This is a genomic window from Chromobacterium sp. ASV23 (assembly GCF_016428945.1).
Taxonomy (GTDB): Bacteria; Pseudomonadota; Gammaproteobacteria; order Burkholderiales; family Chromobacteriaceae; genus Chromobacterium; species Chromobacterium sinusclupearum.
In genome coordinates, this window is the sequence record NZ_JAELTR010000063.1 from 1 (window position 1) to 22,989 (window position 22,989).

General features: G+C 63.5%; 22 protein-coding genes. 12 read left to right on the forward strand and 10 right to left on the reverse strand.

Annotated features, from left to right (window positions below):
• The 4 genes from JHD59_RS18800 to JHD59_RS18815 form a co-directional block, all read right to left on the reverse strand.
• The coding region (locus JHD59_RS18800) for a helicase-related protein (protein ID WP_199155360.1) at nucleotides 1-1,201 on the reverse strand (1,201 nt) is incomplete at its 3' end.
• A gap of 75 nt (nucleotides 1,202-1,276) precedes the next feature.
• Complete coding sequence (gene zigA / locus JHD59_RS18805; protein ID WP_199155361.1) at nucleotides 1,277-2,488, reverse strand: zinc metallochaperone GTPase ZigA; 1,212 nt, start codon at nucleotides 2,486-2,488, stop codon at nucleotides 1,277-1,279.
• A 31-nt stretch (nucleotides 2,489-2,519) separates the two neighbouring features.
• Nucleotides 2,520-3,146, reverse strand: coding sequence for a DUF1826 domain-containing protein (locus JHD59_RS18810; RefSeq protein WP_199155362.1), 627 nt, complete (start codon nucleotides 3,144-3,146; stop codon nucleotides 2,520-2,522).
• Nucleotides 3,147-3,284: 138 nt separating this feature from the next.
• Complete coding sequence (locus JHD59_RS18815) at nucleotides 3,285-3,947, reverse strand: hypothetical protein (protein WP_199155363.1); 663 nt, start codon at nucleotides 3,945-3,947, stop codon at nucleotides 3,285-3,287.
• Nucleotides 3,948-4,286: 339 nt separating this feature from the next.
• Between JHD59_RS18815 and JHD59_RS18820 the strand changes: the two genes are divergently transcribed.
• From JHD59_RS18820 to JHD59_RS18830, 3 genes are read left to right on the forward strand one after another with little or no spacing between them, the layout of a single operon-like run.
• Nucleotides 4,287-5,561 (forward strand): sensor histidine kinase, encoded by a 1,275-nt coding sequence (locus JHD59_RS18820; protein ID WP_199155364.1) that lies wholly within the window; start codon nucleotides 4,287-4,289, stop codon nucleotides 5,559-5,561.
• Entirely contained in the window at nucleotides 5,558-6,688 is a 1,131-nt protein-coding gene (locus JHD59_RS18825; RefSeq protein WP_199155365.1) for a histidine kinase, read from the forward strand. Before JHD59_RS18820 ends, JHD59_RS18825 begins: the two co-directional genes overlap by 4 nt.
• Nucleotides 6,685-7,326 (forward strand): response regulator transcription factor, encoded by a 642-nt coding sequence (locus JHD59_RS18830; protein ID WP_199155366.1) that lies wholly within the window; start codon nucleotides 6,685-6,687, stop codon nucleotides 7,324-7,326. The genes JHD59_RS18825 and JHD59_RS18830 overlap by 4 nt, the downstream gene beginning before the upstream one ends.
• An 18-nt stretch (nucleotides 7,327-7,344) precedes the next feature.
• Here the strand turns inward: JHD59_RS18830 and JHD59_RS23225 are convergent, their stop codons facing one another.
• Together JHD59_RS23225 and JHD59_RS18840 are read right to left on the reverse strand one after the other, a co-directional pair.
• Nucleotides 7,345-8,850 carry a methyl-accepting chemotaxis protein gene (locus JHD59_RS23225; protein WP_304492138.1) on the reverse strand — a complete coding sequence of 502 codons (1,506 nt, stop codon included), beginning with the start codon at nucleotides 8,848-8,850 and terminating at the stop codon, nucleotides 7,345-7,347.
• 131 nt (nucleotides 8,851-8,981) lie between these two features.
• A complete protein-coding gene (locus JHD59_RS18840; RefSeq protein ID WP_199155367.1) occupies nucleotides 8,982-9,767 on the reverse strand; it encodes a DeoR/GlpR family DNA-binding transcription regulator in 786 nt (261 codons plus the stop codon).
• Nucleotides 9,768-9,919: 152 nt separating this feature from the next.
• On the opposite strand from JHD59_RS18840, the gene JHD59_RS18845 reads away from it, so the two are divergent.
• Nucleotides 9,920-10,708 carry a Cof-type HAD-IIB family hydrolase gene (locus JHD59_RS18845; RefSeq protein WP_199155368.1) on the forward strand — a complete coding sequence of 263 codons (789 nt, stop codon included), beginning with the start codon at nucleotides 9,920-9,922 and terminating at the stop codon, nucleotides 10,706-10,708.
• A gap of 129 nt (nucleotides 10,709-10,837) precedes the next feature.
• On the opposite strand, the gene JHD59_RS23350 is transcribed toward JHD59_RS18845, so the two are convergent.
• Nucleotides 10,838-11,161: a jacalin-like lectin gene (locus JHD59_RS23350; RefSeq protein ID WP_199155369.1), complete on the reverse strand. Its 324-nt coding sequence runs from the start codon at nucleotides 11,159-11,161 to the stop codon at nucleotides 10,838-10,840.
• On the opposite strand from JHD59_RS23350, the gene JHD59_RS18855 reads away from it, so the two are divergent.
• The 3 genes from JHD59_RS18855 to JHD59_RS18865 are packed head-to-tail and all read left to right on the forward strand — an operon-like array spanning nucleotide 11,160 to nucleotide 13,070.
• Complete coding sequence (locus JHD59_RS18855; protein ID WP_199155370.1) at nucleotides 11,160-11,528, forward strand: hypothetical protein; 369 nt, start codon at nucleotides 11,160-11,162, stop codon at nucleotides 11,526-11,528. The genes JHD59_RS23350 and JHD59_RS18855 overlap by 2 nt on opposite strands.
• 3 nt (nucleotides 11,529-11,531) lie before the next feature.
• Nucleotides 11,532-12,671: a glutathionylspermidine synthase family protein gene (locus tag JHD59_RS18860; RefSeq protein WP_199155371.1), complete on the forward strand. Its 1,140-nt coding sequence runs from the start codon at nucleotides 11,532-11,534 to the stop codon at nucleotides 12,669-12,671.
• Between the two features lie 3 nt (nucleotides 12,672-12,674).
• The gene (locus JHD59_RS18865) at nucleotides 12,675-13,070 is read left to right on the forward strand and encodes a DUF350 domain-containing protein (protein ID WP_199155372.1); all 396 of its coding nucleotides are present in this window, start codon (nucleotides 12,675-12,677) and stop codon (nucleotides 13,068-13,070) included.
• Nucleotides 13,071-13,156: 86 nt separating this feature from the next.
• Here JHD59_RS18865 and pta read toward each other — a convergent pair whose 3' ends face one another.
• Together pta and JHD59_RS18875 are read right to left on the reverse strand one after the other, a co-directional pair.
• Nucleotides 13,157-15,238 (reverse strand): phosphate acetyltransferase, encoded by a 2,082-nt coding sequence (gene pta / locus JHD59_RS18870; RefSeq protein WP_199155373.1) that lies wholly within the window; start codon nucleotides 15,236-15,238, stop codon nucleotides 13,157-13,159.
• Between the two features lie 19 nt (nucleotides 15,239-15,257).
• On the reverse strand, nucleotides 15,258-16,451 hold the full coding sequence (locus JHD59_RS18875; RefSeq protein WP_043627858.1) for an acetate kinase: 1,194 nt from the start codon (nucleotides 16,449-16,451) through the stop codon (nucleotides 15,258-15,260).
• 622 nt (nucleotides 16,452-17,073) lie between these two features.
• On the opposite strand from JHD59_RS18875, the gene JHD59_RS18880 reads away from it, so the two are divergent.
• The 5 genes from JHD59_RS18880 (at nucleotide 17,074) to JHD59_RS18900 (ending at nucleotide 22,567) form a co-directional block, all read left to right on the forward strand.
• On the forward strand, nucleotides 17,074-18,183 hold the full coding sequence (locus JHD59_RS18880) for an aromatic ring-hydroxylating dioxygenase subunit alpha (RefSeq protein WP_199155374.1): 1,110 nt from the start codon (nucleotides 17,074-17,076) through the stop codon (nucleotides 18,181-18,183).
• 73 nt (nucleotides 18,184-18,256) lie between these two features.
• The gene (locus JHD59_RS18885; protein ID WP_199155375.1) at nucleotides 18,257-18,784 is read left to right on the forward strand and encodes a hypothetical protein; all 528 of its coding nucleotides are present in this window, start codon (nucleotides 18,257-18,259) and stop codon (nucleotides 18,782-18,784) included.
• Nucleotides 18,785-18,981: 197 nt separating this feature from the next.
• On the forward strand, nucleotides 18,982-19,794 hold the full coding sequence (locus tag JHD59_RS18890) for a DMT family transporter (protein WP_233164397.1): 813 nt from the start codon (nucleotides 18,982-18,984) through the stop codon (nucleotides 19,792-19,794).
• Nucleotides 19,795-19,841: 47 nt separating this feature from the next.
• Entirely contained in the window at nucleotides 19,842-20,198 is a 357-nt protein-coding gene (locus tag JHD59_RS18895) for an STAS/SEC14 domain-containing protein (RefSeq protein ID WP_043627851.1), read from the forward strand.
• A gap of 59 nt (nucleotides 20,199-20,257) precedes the next feature.
• Complete coding sequence (locus JHD59_RS18900) at nucleotides 20,258-22,567, forward strand: Tex family protein (RefSeq protein ID WP_199155377.1); 2,310 nt, start codon at nucleotides 20,258-20,260, stop codon at nucleotides 22,565-22,567.
• A 232-nt stretch (nucleotides 22,568-22,799) separates the two neighbouring features.
• Here the strand turns inward: JHD59_RS18900 and JHD59_RS22895 are convergent.
• Nucleotides 22,800-22,989: hypothetical protein (locus JHD59_RS22895; RefSeq protein WP_233164395.1), on the reverse strand; the 190-nt coding region annotated here is incomplete at its 5' end.

The window sequence follows — 22,989 nt, forward strand, 5'->3', positions numbered from 1 at the left end:
CGCAACGGCCGGCGCGCTGGCGGGCGGCCGCTTGCGAAATTTTCTCGACTTGCAGCTGCTCCACCTTGGCGCGCGGGCTGTAGCGGTTGATGCGGGCCAGGCCGGTGTCGATCACGTACTTGATGCCGGGCACCGTCAGCGAGGTTTCCGCCACGTTGGTGGCCAGCACGATGCGGCGGCCGCCGGACGGTTTGAAGATTTTCTGCTGGTCCTCGTTGGACAGCCGCGCGAACAGCGGCAGGATCTCGTAGCCGCGGATGCCGGACTTGCGCAGCTTCTCCGCGGTTTCGCGGATTTCGCGCTCGCCGGGCAGGAAGACCAGCATGTCGCCGGGGCCCTGGCGCGACAGCTCGTCCGCCGCGTCGACGATGGCGTCCTCCATCTCCATCTCGCGCTCGTCTTCGTCGCGCTGCTTCAGCGGCCGGTAGCGCACTTCCACCGGGAAGGTGCGGCCGGAGACTTCGATGACCGGCGCGCCGTCAAAGTGGCGGGCGAAACGGTCGGCGTCGATGGTGGCCGAGGTGATGATGACTTTCAGGTCCGGCCGGCGCGGCAGCAGCTGCTTCAGGTAGCCCAGCAGGAAGTCGATGTTCAGGCTGCGCTCGTGCGCCTCGTCGATGATGATGGTGTCGTAGGCTTCCAGATAACGGTCGGTCTGCGTCTCCGCCAGCATGATGCCGTCCGTCATCAGCTTGATCACCGATTTTTCCGACAATTTGTCGGTGAAGCGCACCTTGAAGCCGACATGCTCGCCCAGTTGCGAACCCAGTTCCTGCGCGATGCGCGTCGCCACCGAGCGCGCGGCCAGCCGGCGCGGCTGGGTGTGGCCGATCAAGCCGAACACGCCGCGGCCCAGCTCCAGGCAGATCTTGGGAATCTGCGTGGTTTTGCCGGAGCCGGTTTCGCCGCAGATGATCACCACCTGGTTTTTGTCTATCGCCGCCTTGATGTCGTCCAGTTTCTGGTTGACCGGCAGCGTGTCGTCGAAGCTCGGTTTGGGCAGATGGCGGCGGCGGGCCTCGGCGCGCTCGCGCGAGCGGTCGATCTGGCTGGCGATGTCCGTGAGCAGCTTGTCGGCCGGCTGGTTCTTCTTCAGCCGGTCGCCGGCGTCGGCGAGCTTGCGGCGCAGCAGGTGGCGGTCGCGGATCAGGCAGCGGGACAGGGCGGATTTCAGGTCGGCGAGGCGGGCGGCAGGAGTCATCGGCTAAAGAACGGAGAATTGCGGAAAGCGCTGATTATAGCAGAGCGGGCGGCGGCGAGCCGCCCGCGCTTGGCGTCAGGCCTCGGCGTCTTCCTCGCTGATGGCCCAGCGCGGGAACGGGTCGTCCAGCGTCTCCCAGGCGGTTATTCCGCCGGCCAATTCGGCATCGTTCAACAGACAGGCGTCGAAGCCGGCCGTCAGCGCCTGGCTGTCCATGTCCATGCCGATCAGCACCAGCTCTTGCTGGCGGTCGCCGAACGGCTCGGCCCAGCGCGAGCGGATCAGCGCCAGGCTGTCTTCGTCCTGGGGCCATTCCGCTTGGTCCAGCGCCGCCCACCACAGCCCGGCGCAGGAATGGCGGGCCACCGATCCGGCTTGCGACCACAAGGCGGCGAACTGCGGCCGGCTGGCCAGCCAGAAATAACCTTTGGAGCGCACCACGCCGGGCCATTCCTGCCGCATCCATTGCCACAGCCGCTGCGGATGGAAGGGACGGCGCGCGCGGTAGACGAAGCTGCTTATGCCGTAGGCCTCAGTTTCCGGCACATGCTCGCCGCGCAGTTCGGCCAGCCAGCCCGGCGCTTCGGCCGCGGCGTCGAAGTCGAAGCGGCCGGTATCGAGCACTTTGTCCAGCGGCACGCGGCCGAACTCGCTGCGCACGATGTCGGCGCGCGGATTCAGCGAGCGCAGGATGCCCTGCAGCTCGGCCAGCGCTTCAGCGCTGATCAGATCGGTCTTGTTCAGCACGATGACGTCGCAGAACTCCACTTGTTCGATCAGCAGATCCACCACGGTGCGCTCGTCCTCCTCGCCCAGGCTGGCCTGGCGGTCGGTGAGGCTGTCGCGCGAGGCGTAGTCGCGCAGGAAATTGCAGGCATCCACCACCGTCACCATGGTGTCCAGCCGCGCCAGATCAGCCAGGCTGCGGCCATCGTCGTCGCGGAAAGTGAAGGTTTCCGCCACCGGCAGCGGCTCGGAGATGCCGGTGGATTCGATCAGCAGATAGTCGAAGCGGCCTTCCGCCGCCAGGCGGCGTATCTCCAGCAGCAAATCCTCGCGCAACGTACAGCAGATGCAGCCATTGCTCATCTCCACCAGCTTTTCCTCGGCGCGCGACAACTGGGCGCCGCCTTCGCGCACCAGGCGGGCGTCGATATTGACCTCGGACATGTCGTTGACGATCACCGCCACCCGCTTGCCTTCGCGGTTGGCCAAGATGTGGTTCAGCAGCGTGGTTTTGCCGGCGCCGAGAAAGCCGGACAGCACCGTTACCGGCAGCTTGTTCATGTGTGCTCCTTGAAATGAGGGAAAGAGAGGGCTACCACACCGCATCCAGCGCCAGCAGCACGCGGGCTGCTCCGGGATGCGGCGCGGGCGAGCGGTGGATGGCGCCGCCCTTGGATTCCGGCCATTCCGCGCCCTTGAGCAGCAGCACGGCGAACGGCGGCGCGCTGCCGATGGCAGCGGCGTCGAGGATCAGGCCGGATTCCGCATCGGGCAGGCCCTGCGCCGCCGAACCCAGCCGGGAGCGGTTTGCCGCGGAGGACGGCAGCCATTCGGTGCCTGGTCCCTGGTAGCAGCAGAGCAGGCGCAGGCCGACGCGGTCCACGTGGAAGCGCGGGCACATCGGGAGGCTCAGCACCTCCAGCCGGGCGCCCACTTGCGGACAGCCGGTCAGCGTGGCGTACAGTTCGCACAGCCAGTCGATGTCGGCTTGCAGCGCGTCGCGGCCTGGCAGGTCGGCCAGCGGCAAGTCGGCGGCTTCTCCCGGCGTCACTATCCGCCGCCAACCCAGGCCCAGCAGGCCGTTTTGCTCCGCGCGGCGCAAATAGCCGGCGATATCGGCGTTGGGCGGGCGGCGGTACAGGCACAGCTCGGTGTCGGCGTCGAAGATGGCCGCAAGGCTGGCCAGGTTGTCGGAAAGGTGGATGGTCTCGGCGGTCATGGCTGGGGGGAAGAGATGGATTTAAAGAATGTTATATCATTACATTTATTGTAATCAAGTTATAACATAACAATTGCTGTGGGCGCCGAGCGGCGAGCAGATTGAAAGATGCCAGGGCATCGGCCCCGGCATTTTCGATTAGAACGCGTAAGACAGGCCCACTCCGGCGCTCAGCCGGAAGCGGGTGCCGCCCAGGTCGTGGTCCAGCTTCTGCTGCGCGGCCGCCAGATCCTGGGCGCTGACGCCGGCCGCCGGATTCAACGTCGCCTTGCCGCCAAACTGAAGCTGCGCGCCCAGGTCGGCGCTGACGCACCAAGCGGACGCGCCCGGCACGGCGAAGTCCCAGCCGATGCCGAGATAAGATCCCAGTGGCTGGTATTCCACCTTGCCGGTCAGCGGCCCAACGGCGGACGCGGCATATCGGTTGCCGCCCAACGTGTAGTTGCCCGCGCCATTGGCCGCGAAGTTCAGATCCTCCCTGGACTTGCCGGACAAGGTCAGGCCGCCGCTCAGCCGGAAGCCGCTGTCGCTGACCGGATGCCAATCCAGGCTGGCCGCCAGCGCGGGATTGGGCTTGGACTTCAACTGATAGGGCGTGCCGTCCAGCGTCTTGTCCTGCTTGTAGCGGAAGGTGTCGGCGATGCCCAGGCGCAGCGCCAGGCCGTTATCCAGGGCGCGGCCGACGCCTAGCTCCACGCCGGTGCCTAGCTTGGCGTAGCCCAAGGTGTCGTCGGCGTGCGCGGCTGTCAGGTGCAGCATGGCCAGCGCGCCGCAGGTCGTCATCGCGAATTTAGCTTTCATGGCAATCCTCTTCGTTGATTGAAGGCTCAGGCGAGCCGGGTGTGCGCATTGTCGCGGCAGGCCATGCGGCCCGCATGTGCCGAAAGATAGAGACGGCGCGCATGACTAACGGCACTCCCGGCGCGCGGCGGCGAGCGGCAGACTTGTTGCCAATGCAAGCGGGAGAGCGGAATGCTGGAAGGATTGAGGTGGGCCGCGTGGCCGTTGGCGCATGGGCGGGCGTGGCCGGTGTTTTCTATCAAGAGCGCAGGCTTGATGACATATGGCTTGTGTTACGCTGGTGCATATTGCGCGGCATGGGCCGCGCTTTTCATATTGACGCGGGAAAACGTCTTCTCCATGCGACCTTATCTTCATGCCATCGGCGCCGGCCCCGCCTGGTTCCGGCGCGCGCTGCTACTGGCTTGCGCGCTGATGCTGGCGTCTGGCGGTGCTGACTTATGGCCTCTGCCGGAAGCGGCGCTGCGCGAGCAGGCCGCTGCCTGGCTTTGGCCAGCCTGGCTGGCGCATGGCTTGCGCGGTTGGCTGAGCTTGCGTGACGCGGCTTTGCTGGTGTTTGCTGCGCTGATGCTGTTGTTCATGCTGGCGCTGTGGCGCGGCTTGTCGAGCGAGGCGCCGCCACGGCGATGGTGGCCATGGCTGGCCGCGCAGATGATCATCGCAGCCGTGCTGGAACCATGGACCGAGCCTGGCCTAGGGTATCTGGTGGCGGCTGAACTGGCCTTTCTGTTGCCCTGGCGCGGCGCGGCGGCCGGGGCGCTGCTGCAGGCGGCCTTGATCGATGCGGCGCTGCTGCCTTATCTGGCGCGAGTGGGCAACGGCCATCCGGCCTGCAATATCGCCAGCGCGCTGCCGCCGCCATTCTGGACGGTGGCCGCGCTGGATTGGCTGCAAGGACTGGTTTTCCAGGCTTTCGCCTTCTGCGTGGGCTATGGCTGGGCGGAAGCGCTGCGCGGCCGGCATCGGCAGGCGCAGGCCAATGCGGAGCTGCAGGCGACTCAATTGCTGCTGACCGAGGCGGTGCGCGAAGCCGAGCGCGCGCGCATCGCCGAGGGAGTGGGGCGGCTGGCGGCGGATCAACTGGCGGCCTTGCAACTGCAGCTGAGATTGGCTGAGGCCAAGTTGGGCGCTGAGGCTGACACGCAGATCGCCGCGGCGCGCGAGGGAGCGAGCCGTCTGGCGGAGGAGCTGCGCGGCGTCGCGCGCGGCGATGCCCTGGCAGCCTTGGACTTGCGCGCGGCGCTGGATACCTTGTGTCGCGGCATCCCGATGCCGCTGGTCAGATTGGATATGGAGGATGCGCTGACGCTGAGCGAACCCACGCTGGCGCATGCGATATTCCGCACGGTGCAGGAAGCCTTGAGCAATGCCTTGCGGCATTCCGGCGCCGCCCGCGCGGTGGTGAGGCTGGAGCGATCGGGCGCCGGCGTGGCGGTGACGGTCAGCGATAACGGCAAGGGGCTGGCTGAGCCAGAGGCGAAGCGGGCAGGTCATGGGTTGACCGGCATGCGCGAGCGGGTGGAAGCGCGCGGCGGCACGCTGGACATCCTGTCGCCGGCATCCGGTGGCTGCTGCCTGCGCATCTGGCTGCCGTTGTCCGGAGAGGCGTCATGAGCGCGAACTCGACACCATCGCCGCTTGCCCTGTTGCGGGTGGTCGGCTTGGCCGCTTGTCTAGCTTTGGCGCTGCAGCAGATCGCCATCCTATGGCCCATAGGAGACGCCGGATTGGCGCATCTGCGCGAACGACTGCCGCTGTTGACGGGACCGGCCATCGGCCTGCCCGGCGCGATGGCGGCCTATAGCTTGGGTTTCGCGGCGTTTGGCTGGGCCTTGTGGCGGGCTACCGCGGTTGGCGCGCGCGCGCCGGGTACTTGGGAGAAAGCCGGCCTGATGGTTTTACAGGTCGCGCTGGCCTTGCTGACGAACGACAAGTTGCTATTGCTGACCGCTGCCGAGCTTGCGCTATTGTTTCCGCTGCGAGCGGCCTGGCTCGGCTTGGGCGGGCAAATGGTGGCGCTGCTGCTGGCGTGCGCCTGGCAGCTGCAGCGTCTGCCGGCGGAGGAGATGATGTGCAATGTCAGCGGCTCCAATGTCCAGGCCCCGCCGTTGGAGCAGCGGTCTTGGTTGTTGTGGCAGGACGCTGTCGTCGGCAGTGGCTTCCAGCTGCTGACCTTTGGCATTGGTTGCCTGGGCGCGGCGGAACGCCGCCGTCGCGCGCAACTGGAGGCGACCCGCGCCAGCCTGCTTGCCGCCCGGCAACTGCTGGCCGGCGCGGCCGGAAATGGCGAGCGGGTGCGGGTAGCCCGCGAATTGCACGACGGCATCGGCCATCATTTGTCGGCCTTGAATCTGCAACTGGAGCTGTTGTTGCGGCGCGGGGCTGGCGAGGCGGATGCGCCGCTGCGCGCGGCGCAGCAGGCTGCGCGGCAGATGCTGGCCGAGGTGCGCACGCTGGTGGGAATGGAGCGGCGGCAACAGCAAGCGCCATTGGCGGAGGCGCTGCGTTTGTTGTGCGCCGGCGTCCGGCCGCAAGCGGTGCTGGTGTTGGAGCCGATGCCGGCGCTGGCGGACGATGCGGCGTGGCGGGCGTTTTCCGCGGCTCGCGAGGCGCTGGAGCGCGCCGGCGGCCGGTCTTGCCGCTTGTGGCTGCGGGGGCAGGGCGAAGGCGGCGCGGAGCTGTGTCTGTCGATGAACGGCGAAGGCGGGTGGACGACCGTGTGGCAGGAGGCGGCACGATGATACGCGTGGGATTGGTTGACGATCAGATGCTGGTGCGCAGCGGCATTCGCGGCTTGCTGGAGTTGACCGGCGACATCCGCGTGGCGCTCGAGGCAGCGGACGGGGCCGAGGCGCTGGCGCTGTTGCAAGGGGAGAGGCCCGATGTGCTGTTGCTGGATGTGCGCATGCCGGGCATGTCCGGGATAGCGTTATTGCAGGCCTTGCAGACTCGCGGCGGCATGCCGCCGACCTTGCTGCTGACCACGTTCGATGACGACGAGGCGCTGCTGGCCGGCATGCGCTTGGGCGCGCGCGGATTTCTGCTGAAGGATATTTCGCTGGAGCGGCTGGCGCAGGCGATCCGCAGCGTGGCGGCCGGGGAAACCTTGTTCCGCCCGGGTCTGACCGAACGCGTGCTGGACGGCGTGCGCGGAGGCGGGGCCAGCTTTCCCTCCCTGGATTTGCCGGAAAGGCTGACCGGCCGCGAGGTGGAGGTGCTGGCGCTGATGGCCGGCGGCTTCAACAACCGCGAGATCGCGGAAGCGCTGGGGCCGAGCGAGGGCACGATCAAGAATCACGTCTCCAGCATTCTGTCCAAGCTGGGCGTGCGCGATCGGGTGCGCGCGGTGTTGCGCGCCTTGGAGCTGGGCTATATCTGAGCCCAGCTCCCTCTCTGCTCAGGCCCAGCTCGGTTCGCGTCTAGTCGGTGCCGGCGCATGTGCCGGCTGGCTCACCGCCTGGTGCAGCTTTTCCATTTGTTCATCCAGCCGACGGATGGCCTCGGCGATGTTTTCGGTTTCGCCGGACAAGCTGCGGGTGGCTTCGCCGACGGCGACGATGTCGCCGGCAAACTGGGCGAAGCCCTGGTTCTGATTGGCTTCGGCCTGCGATACCTGGCCTAGCAGATTGGCCAGCTCGGCGGTTTCGCGAATGATGCCTGACAGTTTTTGATGCGCGTTCTGTGCGTGGTCGCTGCCCGCGCGCATCTGCTGGTTGCCGTCGCGCATCGCCACGATGGCCTGGTTGGTGCCGTCGACAATCAGTTGGATCTTGCTCTCGATGTCCTGGGTGGCGTTCTGGGTGCGCTCGGCCAGCTTGCGCACTTCGTCGGCCACCACGGCGAAGCCGCGGCCCATTTCGCCGGCGCGGGCCGCCTCGATGGCCGCGTTCAGCGCCAACAGATTGGTTTGGTCCGCGATGTCGCGGATCAACTGCACGATGCCGCTGACCTCGGCGCTGCGCTGGCCCAGCTCTTCCAGCTTGCCGGCCGCATGGCTGATCACTTCGCCGGCGCGGCCCAGTTGCGAAACCGCCTGGTCCATCGCGGAACCGCCCTGCAGCGCCGCGTCTCCGGCGGTTTGCGCCAGTTGGGTCGCCATGGTGGATTGCTCGGCGTTCTGGCTGGTCACCACGGCCATTTGCTGCGCGATCACCACCATGTCTTCGGAGCGGCCGCGCTGGTCTGCCATGGTTTTGGCCATGCTGCCGGTGCTGGCGGCAATCTGGCGGCTGGCGCCGGAGGCGTCGCGGATGGAGTGGCTGATCTGTTCCATCATCAAAGCCAGCGTCTGGCTGGCGCGTTCGGCATCCTGACGGGCGCTTTCCAGTTTCTCGAAGCTCTTGCTCTTGGCCTTGTCGAAGGCCAGCGCCAGCACCAATACCACCAGCGACAAGCCCGCCAGCGACTTGGCTTGCAGCTTGGGCAGCTCCTCATGCGGCAGCGGGCTCTTGGGGATGGCGTCGATGCCGGACAGCCACATGATGATGCCGACGGCGAGCAGCGACATCGCCAGCCAGAACATGCCGGAGCGGCGGGTGCCGATGAATACGGCGGTAAAGGGGATGGCGGCGAACCACATCAGGCTGGTGGACAGGATGCCGCCGTTGACATACACCATCCAGCACACCATGGCGTACATGCAGCTGGTGATGAATTCTGCGGTGAAGCGCACGGCGCCGCTGATCCGCAGCAGCAGCGGGCCAAACAACAGGCCCAGGCCGCCCAGCGCGATGCCTTCGGCCATCGGGTAATGGCCCAGCATCAGGTATTCGACGGCGAACAGCGGCGCCATCAGGCCGGCCAGCAGGCCGACGCCGACCACGGTGCGGGCGCGTATCGCCTGCTCCGGCGACTGGCGGATGCTGTCGGGCATGAACCATTCGGTGATGGTTTGTATCGACATTGGTTTCCCCTCCAAGGATGTTCCAGATGGAAGCGCTCTGATTTTCAAGGATTTATCGTTTGGGCGCCTGGAGGGGGACTTTAAAACAAATGTTTGATCAACTGCAATATGCTGCTGGATTTAAGCCGCGCTCAGTGCGCCGTGCGCAAGGGCACGCCGCTGGCCTGCAGGTGGGCCAGGCGCGACGGATCGGCATCCGGTTCGATGATCAGCAGGCCGATGTCGCCCAGCGGGGCAACCTGAAAAGGCGAGGCGGTATCGAGCTTTTCATTGGTCACCGCCAGAATGATCTGGCCGCATTGCTCCACCAGCTGGCGTTTGAACGCGGCTTCGTCCGCCTGCAGCGTGCCGATGCCCAGCTCAGAGTCGACGGAACAGGTGCCGAGAAAACAGATATCCGGACGCATGGCCTGCAGCATGAGCGTAGCGATGGTGCCTAGCGCGTCGCCGCTTTGGTGATTGACGCTGCCGCCGATCAGCAGCAGCTCCAGCTGTTTCTTGCCGAATAATTCGGCGGCGATGGGGATGGAGTTGGTTGCCACGGTCAATGGCAGGTGCTCAGGCAGCGCGCGGGCGATTTCCAGATTGGTGGTGCCGCCGTCCAGAAACACAAACTGCCCGGGTTGCAGTTGCTGGACCGCGGTGGCGGCCAGCCTGGCCTTGCGCGCCTGGTGCTCCTGCTTGCGGGCGCGGAAACTGGCCTGGTTCGGCGTCAAGGCGATGGCGCCGCCGTAGACGCGCTGGCAAACGCCCGCGGCTGCCAGTTCGCGCAGATCGCGGCGGATGGAGTCCTCCGATACGCCAAGCGTTTCCGCCAGCTCGCCGGCCAGCACCCGGCCATGCAGCTGCAATTGCTGGCGGATATAAAGGTGGCGATCTGCGGGGAGGCTGGCGCTGGCGGCGCGTTCTTTGGACATGATGGGTTTTCCGTGCGGATTTTATGCGCAGTGTTGCATGATTCTGCATGTTTGGTCAAAACAGGCAGGAATTTATGCCTGATTGCGCATTATATTTTGCACGATTATGCATGTTCGTGCAAAATGGGCAGCAACAAGCAAGGAGGCTTAGCATGCAATTCATCGTTAGCGATCTGGACGGAACATTGTTGGACGCCGATTCTCGCGTGGCTCCGGAAACCCATGCGGTATTGCGGCAGGTGGTGGCGCGCGGCATTCCGCTGGCCATCGCCACCGGGCGTCATGCGCTTCAGGTGCAGCGCTTGTGGCCGCAGGATCTGCCGGCGGTGCCGGTGATCAGCGCCAACGGCGCGCGCATCCATCTGGCCGATGGCAGCCTGCTGTTTCAGGCCAATCTGTCGCAGGCGCTGCTGGGCCGGCTGCTGCAGCCCGCGCTGGTGCGCGAAGCCGAGCTGGGCGTGTACCGCGACGACTGCATCATGGCCTATCACAGCCGCCGCGAGTACAGCCATTACACCGGCCAGGTGGGCGAGATCGCCGATCTAGCCAGCTTCGCGGCCGACGATGTGTCCAAAGTGATCTATTGCGGCGCGCCGGAATTGCTGGCCGAAATCGAAGCCGACATCGCCCGCGAATTGGGCGATGCGGTGTCCATGACCTATTCGCAGGTGTGCTATCTGGAAGTGATGGCTCCCGGCGTGCACAAGGGCAGCGCGCTGGCGCGCTTGTTGGCGCATCTGGGCGTGGACGCCGCCGGCTGCGCAGCGTTCGGCGACAACCTCAACGATGCCGAGATGCTGCAATTGGCGGGCTTGCCGCATGTGATGGCCAATGCGCATCCGGAACTGAAACGCCGGCTGCCGGATGTTCCGGTGATCGGCCATCATGCGGAGGGCGGCGTGGCTCGGCGCTTGGAATCGATGCTGCTTCAAGGCGCCTGACGGCATGGGTTGATAAGGGGACAGGTTTGCTGACGTGAATGTAGGCAAGCAGTAATCGTACCGTTGGAAAACATGCGAGCAGGCGCCGCGCGCCTGCTCGTTTCGCATGCTGCATTCAGAATTGCGCGCTCAGCAGCCGGCACGATTAAAAAAGCCGATAGCATCCAATTCGCTGCCGCTACGGCCAAAGAAACCGCCGACGTGCGTGCTGGATAGGCTGAACGGGCTGCCGCCGCTGCCGCCTTGCGGCCCGTGAGCATTGTCAAGATTAGTGGTGAATGAGAGTTGGCCGACTCGTCTGCCGAGGTGATCATCAGGTGCATGGTGCGCCCGCATTGGCCATCTTAATGGCATAATGCGGGTCCGATTTGACACGCAAGAGCAGATTTTGACTTTCAGAAGAAAAAGCGCAGCCGTCAGCTTGTTGGTGCTGGGGGTGAGCGGATGCGGCATGGATCACGATGCCGGGCAAGACATCATTCAGCGCGATGTTTATGCCAGTCGGGCCGATTGCGAAAAAGATTGGGGCAAGCCCGATTATTGCGAAGAACAACATGGTTCGGGCCATGCGCTGGGTCCGTCGTATAGCGGAAATCGCGTCTTCAAGGCTTCAAACGGCGAAGTGATTAAACCCAGGTCATATGATGGAGGTCTGCGCAGCCCGGCGCTGGGGGTGAGCAGCATCACGCGCTCCCAGCTTAATGGTTCGACCGATCCGTTTTCTTCTTCTCGCTCCAGTTTCAACGCGGGCACGCCGACCCGCAGCGGCCTGTTTGGCCATACTGCAGCGCGGGTGTCTGGATTCTCGTTCGGAGGCTAGCCGATGGAGCGCATTTCGCTGCCCAAGCGCGATAACTGGCAGGCGCGCTGCGAGGAGGATGGCTTCAGCATCCACAGCATCGACGGCTTGTACTGGAACGAGGGCTATGCCTTCCGTTTTTCCGAAACGGAAATCGACGCGCTGGAAAACGCCACCGCCGAGCTGCACGCCATGTGCCTGGAGATGGTGTCCGAAGTCGTGCGGCGCGGCGATTATCAGGGATATGGCCTGGGAGAAGAGGTGATCGCCCTGGCGGAAGCATCCTGGCTGGAGCATCAGCCATCGCTGTATGGACGTTTCGATCTGGCCTATGACGGCAAGACCATCAAGCTGCTGGAGTACAACGCGGACACGCCGACCGGGCTGCTGGAGGCCTCGGTGATCCAATGGCGCTGGCTAACTGATCTGGGCCTGCCGGACCAGTTCAACTCTATCCATGAAAAGCTGATTGAAGGCTGGGGCCGGTTCCGGACCGGGCAAGCTTCGCGCTTGCACTTGGCGGCGAGCGCCTGCGCGGGGGCGGAAGACTGGGACACCTTGCACTATTTGCTGGACACCGCCTTGCAGGCCGGCTTTGATCAGGCGTCGTCATTGAATATCGAGGAAATAGGCGAACGCGAAGGCTGGTTGGTGGACAGCAAGGGCGAACCGATTCAGACGCTGTTCAAACTGTACCCGTTTGAGTGGTTGGCCAATGAGTGTTGCGAGGTGCTGGCGAAGACGCCTAGCCGGCTGGTGGAGCCCGCATGGAAGCTGCTTCTTTCCACCAAGGCGATCTTGCCTATGCTGTGGAGCCGCCATCCAGGGCACCCGTTGTTGCTGGAGGCGTACTTTGCGAATCAGGCTGGCGCTGCCTTATCCGGCGAATGGGCGAAAAAACCGCTGCTGTCACGGGAGGGGGCGAATATCACTCGGTTGAGTGACGGGCGCAGCCAGAGCCTGAGCGGTAGTCACCATCTGGATTTGTATGATCAATCGGGATACGTTCTGCAACGCTGGATGAACTTGCCGGTGTTCGATGGTTTGCATGCCTGCATAGGCTCCTGGGTGGTCAACGATCTGCCTGCTGGCATCGGCATTCGCGAGGAGCGCAGCCTGGTGACTGGCAACGGCGCCTTATTCATTCCCCATTTTTTCGAGTGAGTCATGACTATCATCGATATTCACAGTTTTTCCCTGTTTCTGGCCCATTTTATGAGCGGCGTCCTGATGCTGCTGGTGTTTTCCTGGCTCTATGGTCGATTGACGCCTTACTCCGAGCGCGAAGCGGTGGCGAATGGGGAGTTGACCGGCATCCTGCCGATGCTTGGCGCGCAAGTTGGTTTTACCGCGGTGTTGGTGGTCGCGCAGTCGGTTTCCATCAACTTTCTGGATTTTCTGGTCTGGGGTGCGGTTGCCGGTGCGGCGCAGATTCTCTTGTTCAAGGCGCTTGGCTTGTTGCTGCCTAAGCTGAATGGCGGCAGGAACCTGGCGGCGAGCCTGGTTTCCGCGGTGGGTTCGTTGTGTGTGGCGGCATTGAACGCCGTGTCGTTGATTCCTTGAGCGAGCGGCGCATCGCCGGAGTTTTGTTGGCGAAATAAAAAAACGGCTCCCGTGGGAGCCGTTTTGTTTGGCAAGTACGCTGTCGCTTACTGTGCCGGCGTTTGCTCCGCCTGCAGCGCAGTCAGGGCGATGGTGTAGACGATGTCGTCCACCAGCGCGCCGCGGGACAGATCGTTGACCGGCTTGCGCAGGCCTTGCAGCATCGGGCCCACCGACACCACGTTGGCGGAGCGCTGCACCGCCTTGTAGGTGGTGTTGCCGGTGTTCAGGTCCGGGAACACGAACACAGTGGCGCGGCCGGCAACCTGGCTGTCCGGGGCCTTCTGGCGGCCGACGGATTCCACCGAGGCGGCGTCGTACTGCATCGGGCCGTCGATCAGCAAGTCCGGACGCTTCTCGCGGGCGATGCGGGTGGCTTCGCGGACTTTTTCCACGTCGCTGCCGCTGCCGGACGAGCCGGTGGAGTAGGAGATCATGGCCACGCGCGGCGTGATGCCGAAGGCGGTGGCGGAGTCCGCCGACTGGATGGCGATGTCGGCCAACTGCTCGGCGCTGGGGTCCGGATTCACCGCGCAGTCGCCGTACACGTACACCTGTTCCGGCATCAGCATGAAGAATACCGACGACACGATGCTGGAACCCGGGGCGGTCTTGATCAGCTGCAGCGCCGGACGGATGGTGTTGGCGGTGGTGTGCACCGCGCCGGAAACCAGGCCGTCCACTTCGTTCATCGCCAGCATCATGGTGCCCAGCACCACGGTGTCTTCCAGTTGCTGCTCGGCCATCGGCGCGTTCAGGCCCTTGCCTTTGCGCAGCTCGACCATGGGCTCGATGTAGCGGCCGCGGATCTGGTTCGGATCCAGGATTTCCACCGATGCCGGCAGCGTTACGCCCTGGGATTCGGCCACTTGCAGGATCTCGGCGCGGTTGCCCAGCAGCACGCAGCGGGCGATGCCCTTTTCGTGGCAGATGGCGGCGGCCTGGATGGTGCGCGGCTCGTTGCCTTCCGGCAGCACGATGCGCTTGTTGGCCTTGCGCGCCTTTTCCATCAGCTGGTAGCGGAAGGCAGGCGGCGGCAGGCGCACTTCGCGCGGCTCGCCGACGCTCTGCTTCAGCGGGGACGCGTCCAGATGCTCGGCGATGAAGTCGATGACCTTCTCCATGCGCTCCAGGTCATCGGACGGCACCTGGCGGCTCATCGCATTCAGCGCGCTGGCGGTTTCCATCGAGTTGAGCGAGGTGGCCAGCACCGGCAGGCCGCCGGTAAAGGCTTGCTGGCACAGCTGCTGGATGCGCGGGTCCGGTTCGGAGTCGCAGGTCAGCAGCAGGCCGGCCAGCGGCACGCCATTCATCGCGGCCATCGACGTGGCCATGACCACGTCTTCGCGTTCGCCCGGGGTGATGATCAGCGCGCCCGGCTTCAGCAGATTGACGATGTTCGGCGCGGTGCGGGCGGCCACGACCATGCTGCGCACGCGGCGGCTGGTTTGCTGGCCGGCGTGCACCACGCTGGCGTTCAGATGGCGGGCCACGTCGTGGGTGCGCGGCGCCAACAGCTCCGGCTGGTACGGGATCACGCCCAGCAGCGGCAGGCCGGCTTTCTTCAGGCTGCGCGCGTCCTGCACGTCATGCGCCAGCTTGGCGCAGTCGACGTCCGGCAGCACGTGGTTGAGGATGTAGCCGGCGACATGCTGGCCGCCAAAGGCCTGGATGCTCATTTCCAGCTGTTCGGCGATTTCCGCCACGCCCAAGTCCTTGGCGGAGCAAACCAGCAGGGTTTGCGCCTGCAGGTTGCGGGCGATCTTGGTGTTCAGGAAAGTGGAGAAGACCTGCTTCTGGTCGGGCACCAGGCCCTCCACGATCACCACGTCCACATTCTGCGCCACTTGCTGGTACAGGCTGACCACTTCTTCCATCAGCTGGTCGACCTGGCCTTGCGACAGCAGATACTCGACGCGGTCCATGCTGATCGGCTGCGGCGCGTTCAGGCGGCAGATGGCCTGGGCGAAATGGGTGGAGCGTTCCACGCCGTTGTCGTCGGTGCCTTGAGCGATGGGCTTCAGGAAGCCGACGCGCAGGCCGGCTTGTTCCAACGTGCGCACCGCGCCCAGCGAGACCGAAGTCAGGCCGGCATTGAAGCCGGTGGGAGCAAGGAAAAACGTTTGCATGATGTTTCCCTCGGCCGGCTTAGTTGGCCAGGCCCGCCAGCTTGGCGGTATCCATGGCGATCATCAGTTCTTCGTTGGTGTTGATCACCAGAGCCGGCACGGAGTCGGCGGCGGTGATGCGGCCGGCGTTGCCGCGGGTGCAGGCGGCGTTGGCGGCATCGTCCAGTTTCAGGCCCAGGAAGCCCAGTTGCTTGATCACTTCGCCGCGCAGGAAGGACGAGTTCTCGCCGATGCCGCCGGTGAACACCAGAGCGTCCAGACGGCCGGCGCCGACGGTCATCGAGGCAACGTACTTGGCCAGACGGTAGGCGAACACTTCCAGCGCGCGCTTGGCGCCTTCGTGGCCCTTGGCGGCGGCTTCTTCCAGTTCGCGGCAGTCGTTGGACAGTTCGGACAGGCCCAGCAGACCGGATTCCTTGTTCAGCAGATTGGTGATGGCCTGGATGTCCATGCCGCGTTCGGCGGCCAGGTAGCTGAACACGCTGGGGTCGATGTCGCCGGAGCGGGTGCCCATCACCAGGCCTTCCAGCGGGGTCAGGCCCATGGAAGTGTCGGCGCACTTGCCGTTGCGGATGGCGGAGATCGACGCGCCGTTGCCCAGGTGGGCGATCACCAGGCAGCTGTCTTCCAGCGGCTTGTCCAGCATCTTGGCGGCTTCTTCAGCCACAAAGCGGTAGCTGGTGCCGTGCATGCCGTAGCGGCGCAGGCTGTTCTCGCGATACAGCTTCATCGGCACGGCGTACAGGTAGGCTTTTTCCGGCATGGTCTGGTGGAAGGAGGTGTCGAACACGGCCACTTGCGGCAGGCTCGGGAATTCCTTGATCGCGGTGCGCATGCCCAGGATGTGCGCCGGGTTGTGCAGCGGCGCCAGCTTGATGCAGCGTTCGATTTCGCTGATGGCGGCTTCGTCGAGCAGGGCGGATTGCTTGAAGTGTTCGCCGCCATGAACCACGCGGTGGCCGATGGCCTTCACGCTGTCCAGCAGCGACACTTGCTGCAGCTTCTCGATGATGGCGTGCATGGCCGCGGCGTGATCCGGCGCGGACAGCAGGGCGGTTTGCTTCTCGCCGTTATGCTTGAAAGTGATGCAGGCGTCGGCCAGACCCAGCTTTTCCGCCAGGCCGGTCATGATGGCGTCGTGGCTGGCGCTGTCGATCAGCGCAAATTTCAGGGAGGAGCTGCCGCAATTGATGACTAGGATGCTGGAATTCATAGGTTTGAACATGTAAATTTGAAAAAAATGGAGAAAATCGGTGAAAAAATCCACTGCGATGCGCTTGCCGCCGATTTGCTGCCTGATCGCTGTCGTCGCGCCATGGCGCGGCGCGCTCGGCGTCTTAACCGTGTGGTAGCGCATGTCGGCCAGTTTGGCCAGCTTGTTGTTACGATCGACAGCAGACGGCCATCATGCTGTCTGCGCTGTCTTATCAAGGATTTAGCCTGCTTTTCAGCGGGTTCTCGGGCCGGCTGCAAGCCGGGCGCGGTGAGTAGGGCAGCCGATGTAGCAACAATATTGACCGTAGTATATCACTACAAATCATCAGATTCTAATGTTGCACTGCATTGAAATTGACAAGTCTTTGATTTTAATTAACTGACAGGCGGTTTGTTTGCCACAAGCCGGGTGTCGGTGGATATCTTGCCACAGTGCGGGGCTTCGGACAGATTGTCACAAAGAATTAACGCTTGCCCCGGGGGTGGGGGGAGGGCATAATTCCGCCCTCGTGATACAAGGTTTGGCCTTGTTTTGATTGATTGTTTTTGATAGTCCCGCAAACTCGTCCTGAGCGAGATTCGGCTGGTCTTATATCTTCTTCCACGGAGGTGTGGGAATAATGTCTGATCTGGCTTCTGCTCAACTGCTTCAAGCATCCGCAGCCCAGCTACCCGTCTATACCTATTTCGATCCCGCGTTCTATGCCAGGGAGCAAGCGCTGCTGTTCGCAGATGCGCCTCAGTACTATGGCCATGAGCTGATGGTGCCCAATGCGGGCGATTATCATACGCTGGATTGGTTGGGGCATGGCAAGATGCTCAAGAATGTGGACGGCGAGATCAAGCTGATCTCCAACGTCTGCCGCCATCGCCAGGCCGTGATCTATAAAGGCCGCGGCAACGGCAACCATATCGTGTGCAATCTGCACGGTTGGACCTACGACGCCGAAGGCAAACTGGTGGGCGCGCCGCATTTCCCGGAAACGCCGTGCCTGAACCTCGGCCAGACCGAGCTCACGCGCTGGAACGGCCTGTTGTTCGATGCCCGCCGCGATGTGGCTGCCGACCTTGCCCGATTGGGCGTGGCCAAGCACATGACCTTCGACGGCTATGCCTTCCACTCCACGCATACCACCGAGTACGACTTCAACTGGAAGACTTTCATTGAAGTGTATTCCGAGGACTATCACGTCGATCCCTTCCATCCCGGTCTCGGCAATTTCGTCAATTGCGATGATCTGAAATGGGAGTGGGGCGACAGCTACCACGTGCAGACGGTGGGCGTGAAAAACCGCCTGGCGCGCGCCGGCTCCAAGGTGTACGGCAAGTGGCATGAGGAAGTGCGCCGCCGCTACGAGGAGCAGCAGCCGGAGTTCGGCGCCATCTGGCTGACCTACTACCCCAACGTCATGGTGGAGTGGTATCCGCATGTGCTGGTGGTCAGCGTGGTGATCCCGCGCGGTCCGGAGAAGTGCACGGTGATTACCGAGTTCTACTACCCGGAAGACGTGGTGTGGTTCGAGCCGGAATTCATCGAGGCCGAACAGGCCGCCTACTTCGAAACCGCCAAGGAAGACGACGAAATCTGCATCCGCATGCACGAAGGCCGCAAGGCTTTGTGGATGGCGGGCGTCAGCGAGGTGGGCCCGTATCAGTCGCCGACCGAAGAAGGCATGCAGCACTTCCACGAATACTATCGCCGCAAGATGGCTTCGGCATTGGCTGGTTAAAGTGGCAAGTTGAATGCCATAATGCGCAGGCGCGGGGTTCCGCGCCTTTTTTTATCGAAATTCCGGTTAAACAATGCTCTCTATTTTCCGCATGACTGCGCTGGCGGCGCTGCTGCTGATCAGCCCGCTGGCCCTGGCCGCCAGCTACGCCGACCCTGTCAGCAAGATCCGCTTCACTTTGCCGGCCGGCTGGAAAGTGCGGCCCAGCACGGTCAGCGGCGCGCGCGTGCTGCGGGTGATTCCGCCGAAGGCGGATCAGCGCGAGCGGGCGGCGATCGATGTGCAGATAGGCTTGCGCAAGCCGCGTCGCGGGGAAACATTGAGCCGGCTGGCGGCGGGATTTCGCGAGAATGACGGCGATCGCGAGGCCGCCAACTTCGTCCGCGTCAATCAGAAGACCGGCCGGCTGGTGACGGAGTATCGCGATGGCCGTTTCGTTTCCAATCGCTTGTGGATCGTGCGGCACAATCTGCAAGTGATTCAGCTGGTGGACAAGAGTCGCTTGCTGGATGCGCGCTGCACTGCCAATGCATCGGAATTCCGCACTTACCGGCGGCAGATGGAGGCGATTTGCCTCAGCGTCGCGGTGGGCAAGAAGTAGTTGCTTAGAATTGCTCACAAAACCTCGTTAGAGAACCTGAGCCAAGGCGCGCCGACGCAGACAGTGCTTGAGTACGGCAAGGAGGCGCAACGCAGGATCAGGGGTTTTGTCAGCGGGTCTGAAGTTTCATGTGGTAAAGGTCAAGACAATTGGTAGTGAGTAGCAGGTTGGCGGGTTTCCGGCTGGGTTCTGGCTGGATGGTGGTGGCGGCGATTTTTTTCGCTTTGATGGGTTTGTTCGTCAAACTGGGAGCGCAGCATTTCTCATCCACCGAACTGGTGTTCTGGCGTACCTTGATCGGCGCGCTGGCGCTGGGCGGCGCGGCCTTATGGCGGCGCGAGCGCTTCGCCACGCCTTTGTTGCGCTATCATCTGCAGCGCGGCGTGATCGGCTATGTTTCCTTATTGATGTCGTTCTACGCCATCGCGCATCTGCCTTTGGCGATGGCATCGACCCTGACCTATACCTCGCCGATGTTCCTGGCGCTGTTGTCGGTCGTGCTGCTGCGGGAGAAACTGCCTGCGCGCGCCATGCTGGGCCTGGCGCTGGGTTTTGCCGGCGTGGTATTGCTGCTCAGGCCCACCCTGTCCGGCGACGTGTGGTTTGCCGGGCTGATGGGCCTGGTGTCCGGCTTTTTGGCCGGCTGGTCTTATCTGCATGTGCGCGAACTGGGGCGGCAGGGCGAGGCGGAGTGGCGGGTGGTGTTCTATTTCGCCCTGATTTCCACTGTCGGCGGCCTGTTGCTGATGTGTCTGGAGCGCTGGCACGCGGTGACATGGGATAATGCGTGGCTGCTGCTGGGTGTCGGCGTCACGGCCACCTTGGCGCAGCTGGCGATGACGCGGGCGTACAAGGTGGGACGCAAGCTGACGGCCGCCAATCTGTCCTATCTGACCGTGGTGTTTTCCAGTTTGTTGGGCGCGCTGGTATGGGGCGATGTGCTGACGGGCGATTCGCTGCTGGCGATGGGCTTGATCGTGGTCAGCGGCATGTTGGCCAGCGGGCGCTAAAATACAGTCAAAGCGGTCGCCGCGATAACAAAGGAAGGGAGCAATACATGATCTCAATCCGTGAGCAGGACTACGGTCTGGATGTCGCCTTGTTCAACGAATTTACGCTGGCCGATTTCCAGTTGCTGGAGCAGGCGCTGCTCAAGCGGCTGGAGGAGCGGGAGAAGCCGGACATGCTGCTGGACCTGTCCGAGTTGAAGGACTTCACGCTGGACATGGCGCTGGAAGAGGTCAAGTTCATGCGCGCGCATGAAGAGAAAATGGGTCGGGTCGCCATCGTGGTCGGCGATGTCTGGATCAAGCTGGCCACCCATATCGCGGGCCTGCTGTCCCACACCCATGTGGAGTATTTCGACCTGGTGGAAGAGGCTCAGGCCTGGCTGGCGCGCCCCGTCGCGGCTTGATTTTGCGGCGGATGGCGGTACAGTAGCGTTTTTTGTTCGACGCGAAAGAATAAAAACCGATGCTGAAAAGCCTTTCCAGCCGCCTGGCGGCTGAGCTTGCCGTCCGCGAATCCCAGGTGGCGGCCACCATCGAGCTGATCGATGGCGGCGCCACCGTTCCCTTCATCGCCCGTTACCGCAAGGAAGTCACAGGCGGTCTGGACGATACCCAGTTGCGCACGCTGGCCGAACGGCTGGTTTATCTGCGCGAGCTGGATGAGCGCCGCGACAGCATCCTCAAGAGCATTGCCGAACAGGGCAAGCTCACCCCAGAGCTGGAGGCCGCCCTCTACGCCAGCGACAACAAGACCACGCTGGAAGACCTGTATCTCCCCTACAAGCCCAAGCGCCGCACCAAGGCGCAGATCGCCCGCGAAGCCGGGCTGGAGCCGCTGGCTGACAGCCTGCTGGCCGATCCGTCGCAAGACCCGAACGCGTTGGCCGAAACCTACCTCAACGCCGAAGCCGGCGTCGCGGACGCCAAGGCCGCGCTCGACGGCGCGCGCGCCATCCTGATCGAGCGCTTTGCCGAAGACGCCGAACTGCTGGGCCAGTTGCGCGAGAAGCTATGGAGCGAAGGCGAACTGGCCGCGTCCGTGGTGGCCGGCAAGGAAACGGAAGGCGCCAAGTTCTCCGATTACTTCGACCATCGCGAATCGATCAAGGCCATTCCCTCGCACCGCGCCTTGGCGCTCCTGCGCGGCCGCAACGAGGGCGTGTTGAATGTCGCGCTGAAATACCAGCCGGACGAAACGCCGATTACCGAGCGTTCCGCTTACGAACAGTTGATCGCCGCCCGTTTCGGCATCCAGGATGCCGGCCGCGCCGCCGACAAGTGGTTGCTCGATGGCGTGCGCCTGTGCTGGCGCGCCAAGATATTCCTGTCGCTGGAGCTGGAACTGGTGTCGCGGCTGAAAGAAGCGGCCGATGCCGAAGCGATCAAGGTATTCGCCGCCAATCTGCATGACTTGCTGCTGGCCGCCCCGGCCGGCCAGCGCGCCACGCTGGGCCTGGACCCCGGCCTGCGCACCGGCTGCAAGGTGGCGGTAGTGGATGGCACCGGCAAGCTGCTGGAAACCGCCACCATCTATCCGCATGAGCCGCGCCGCGAGTGGGACAAGTCCATCGCCATCCTCGGCGCGCTGTGCGCCCGCCACAAGGTAGACCTGATCGCCATCGGCAACGGCACGGCCAGCCGCGAAACCGACAAGCTGTCGCAGGAGCTGATCCGCGCCTTCCCGCAGCTGTCCATGACCAAGATCGTAGTGTCGGAGGCGGGCGCTTCGGTGTATTCGGCATCCGAACTGGCGGCCAAGGAGTTTCCGGATCTGGATGTCAGCCTGCGCGGCGCGGTATCCATCGCCCGCCGGCTGCAAGATCCGCTGGCCGAATTGGTCAAGATTGAACCCAAGTCCATCGGCGTCGGCCAGTATCAGCACGACGTCAATCAGAGCCAACTCGCGCGCGCGCTGGACGGCGTGGTCGAGGATTGCGTCAACGCCGTGGGGGTGGACGTCAACACCGCCTCGGTGCCGCTGCTGACCCGGATTTCCGGTCTGAATGCCACGCTGGCGTCCAATATCGTGTCCTACCGCGACCAAAACGGCGCCTTCCGCAACCGCAAGCAATTGCTGAAAGTGCCGCGATTGGGCGAAAAGACCTTCGAGCAGGCTGCGGGCTTCCTGCGCATTTCCGGCGGAGACAACCCGCTGGATGCATCGTCGGTCCACCCGGAAGCCTACCCGGTGGTGGAAAAGATTGTGCTCAAGGCGGGCCGCGAGGTGAAGTCGCTGATCGGTGACTCGGCCTTCCTGAAATCAGTGCGCGCCACTGACTATACCGACGAGCGCTTCGGCCTGCCGACGGTGATGGACATCCTAAAGGAGCTGGACAAGCCGGGGCGCGACCCGCGTCCGGAGTTCAAGACCGCCACCTTCCAGGATGGCGTCGAGGACATCAAGCACCTGCAGCCCGGCATGGTGCTGGAGGGCGTGGTCACCAACGTCGCCAACTTCGGCGCCTTTGTCGATATTGGCGTGCACCAGGATGGCCTGGTTCACATCTCGGCGCTGTCCAACAAATTCATCGACGACCCGCGCAAGGTGGTCAAGGCGGGCGACGTGGTCAAGGTCAAGGTGCTTGAGGTGGACGTAGCGCGCAAGCGCATCGCGCTGACCATGCGTCTGGATGACGAAGTGGGCGCGACGGCGTCTCGTGGGCCGCGCAGCGATGTCCGCCCGTCCGGTGGTCAGCGTCAGCGCGGCCAGCAGAGCGCGCCTATCGGCGATACCGCGATGGCGGCGGCGTTCGCCAAACTGCGTAAGAACTGATCGCAGCTATATATAGGTTTTGGGCGCGGGCCGGCAGCAATGCCGGCCCGTTTTTCATGGCGTGTGGGCGGTTTCGGCAGTGCTGCCTGGATGTGCTGCAAAAAGTTCTTTTTCATATCGTCTTTTTCATCAGTCACTTGCGTGGATTGTCGGGCTGGCAGCCCCGCCGTTGCTCACTTTTTCTCGCAAAAGGTGTTGACGAGGGTGAGGCCCGGGCGTATAGTTCGCCTCCTCAGCTGACGCAGCGAACGAAACAAGCCGAACGAAACAGGTTCCGGCGGTGGTCGCAGCGAAAGCACTGCTCTTTAACAGAACGAATAACCGATAGGTGTAAGTGCTTGGCGAAAGCCAAATACTTGCACTGCAAGAGATAGTAAATACCAGTTATTTCTTTGAACTTGCGTGCCAGAAAATTTGCTATG

Excerpts from the sequence above, each read along its gene's own strand:
- JHD59_RS18810 (WP_199155362.1), bottom strand. The coding sequence starts at position 3,146 with ATGACCGCCGAGACCATCCACCTTTCCGACAACCTGGCCAGCCTTGCG.
- JHD59_RS18860 (WP_199155371.1), top strand. The coding sequence starts at position 11,532 with ATGGAGCGCATTTCGCTGCCCAAGCGCGATAACTGGCAGGCGCGCTGC.
- JHD59_RS18840 (WP_199155367.1), bottom strand. The coding sequence starts at position 9,767 with ATGTCCAAAGAACGCGCCGCCAGCGCCAGCCTCCCCGCAGATCGCCAC.
- JHD59_RS18885 (WP_199155375.1), top strand. The coding sequence starts at position 18,257 with ATGCTCTCTATTTTCCGCATGACTGCGCTGGCGGCGCTGCTGCTGATC.
- JHD59_RS23225 (WP_304492138.1), bottom strand. The coding sequence starts at position 8,850 with ATGTCGATACAAACCATCACCGAATGGTTCATGCCCGACAGCATCCGC.
- JHD59_RS18880 (WP_199155374.1), top strand. The coding sequence starts at position 17,074 with ATGTCTGATCTGGCTTCTGCTCAACTGCTTCAAGCATCCGCAGCCCAG.
- JHD59_RS18820 (WP_199155364.1), top strand. The coding sequence starts at position 4,287 with ATGCGACCTTATCTTCATGCCATCGGCGCCGGCCCCGCCTGGTTCCGG.
- JHD59_RS18855 (WP_199155370.1), top strand. The coding sequence starts at position 11,160 with ATGGATCACGATGCCGGGCAAGACATCATTCAGCGCGATGTTTATGCC.
- JHD59_RS18830 (WP_199155366.1), top strand. The coding sequence starts at position 6,685 with ATGATACGCGTGGGATTGGTTGACGATCAGATGCTGGTGCGCAGCGGC.
- JHD59_RS18875 (WP_043627858.1), bottom strand. The coding sequence starts at position 16,451 with ATGAATTCCAGCATCCTAGTCATCAATTGCGGCAGCTCCTCCCTGAAA.
- JHD59_RS23350 (WP_199155369.1), bottom strand. The coding sequence starts at position 11,161 with ATGCCGCATCCGCTCACCCCCAGCACCAACAAGCTGACGGCTGCGCTT.
- pta (WP_199155373.1), bottom strand. The coding sequence starts at position 15,238 with ATGCAAACGTTTTTCCTTGCTCCCACCGGCTTCAATGCCGGCCTGACT.
- JHD59_RS18845 (WP_199155368.1), top strand. The coding sequence starts at position 9,920 with ATGCAATTCATCGTTAGCGATCTGGACGGAACATTGTTGGACGCCGAT.
- zigA (WP_199155361.1), bottom strand. The coding sequence starts at position 2,488 with ATGAACAAGCTGCCGGTAACGGTGCTGTCCGGCTTTCTCGGCGCCGGC.
- JHD59_RS18815 (WP_199155363.1), bottom strand. The coding sequence starts at position 3,947 with ATGAAAGCTAAATTCGCGATGACGACCTGCGGCGCGCTGGCCATGCTG.
- JHD59_RS18895 (WP_043627851.1), top strand. The coding sequence starts at position 19,842 with ATGATCTCAATCCGTGAGCAGGACTACGGTCTGGATGTCGCCTTGTTC.
- JHD59_RS18900 (WP_199155377.1), top strand. The coding sequence starts at position 20,258 with ATGCTGAAAAGCCTTTCCAGCCGCCTGGCGGCTGAGCTTGCCGTCCGC.
- JHD59_RS18825 (WP_199155365.1), top strand. The coding sequence starts at position 5,558 with ATGAGCGCGAACTCGACACCATCGCCGCTTGCCCTGTTGCGGGTGGTC.
- JHD59_RS18890 (WP_233164397.1), top strand. The coding sequence starts at position 18,982 with ATGGTGGTGGCGGCGATTTTTTTCGCTTTGATGGGTTTGTTCGTCAAA.
- JHD59_RS18865 (WP_199155372.1), top strand. The coding sequence starts at position 12,675 with ATGACTATCATCGATATTCACAGTTTTTCCCTGTTTCTGGCCCATTTT.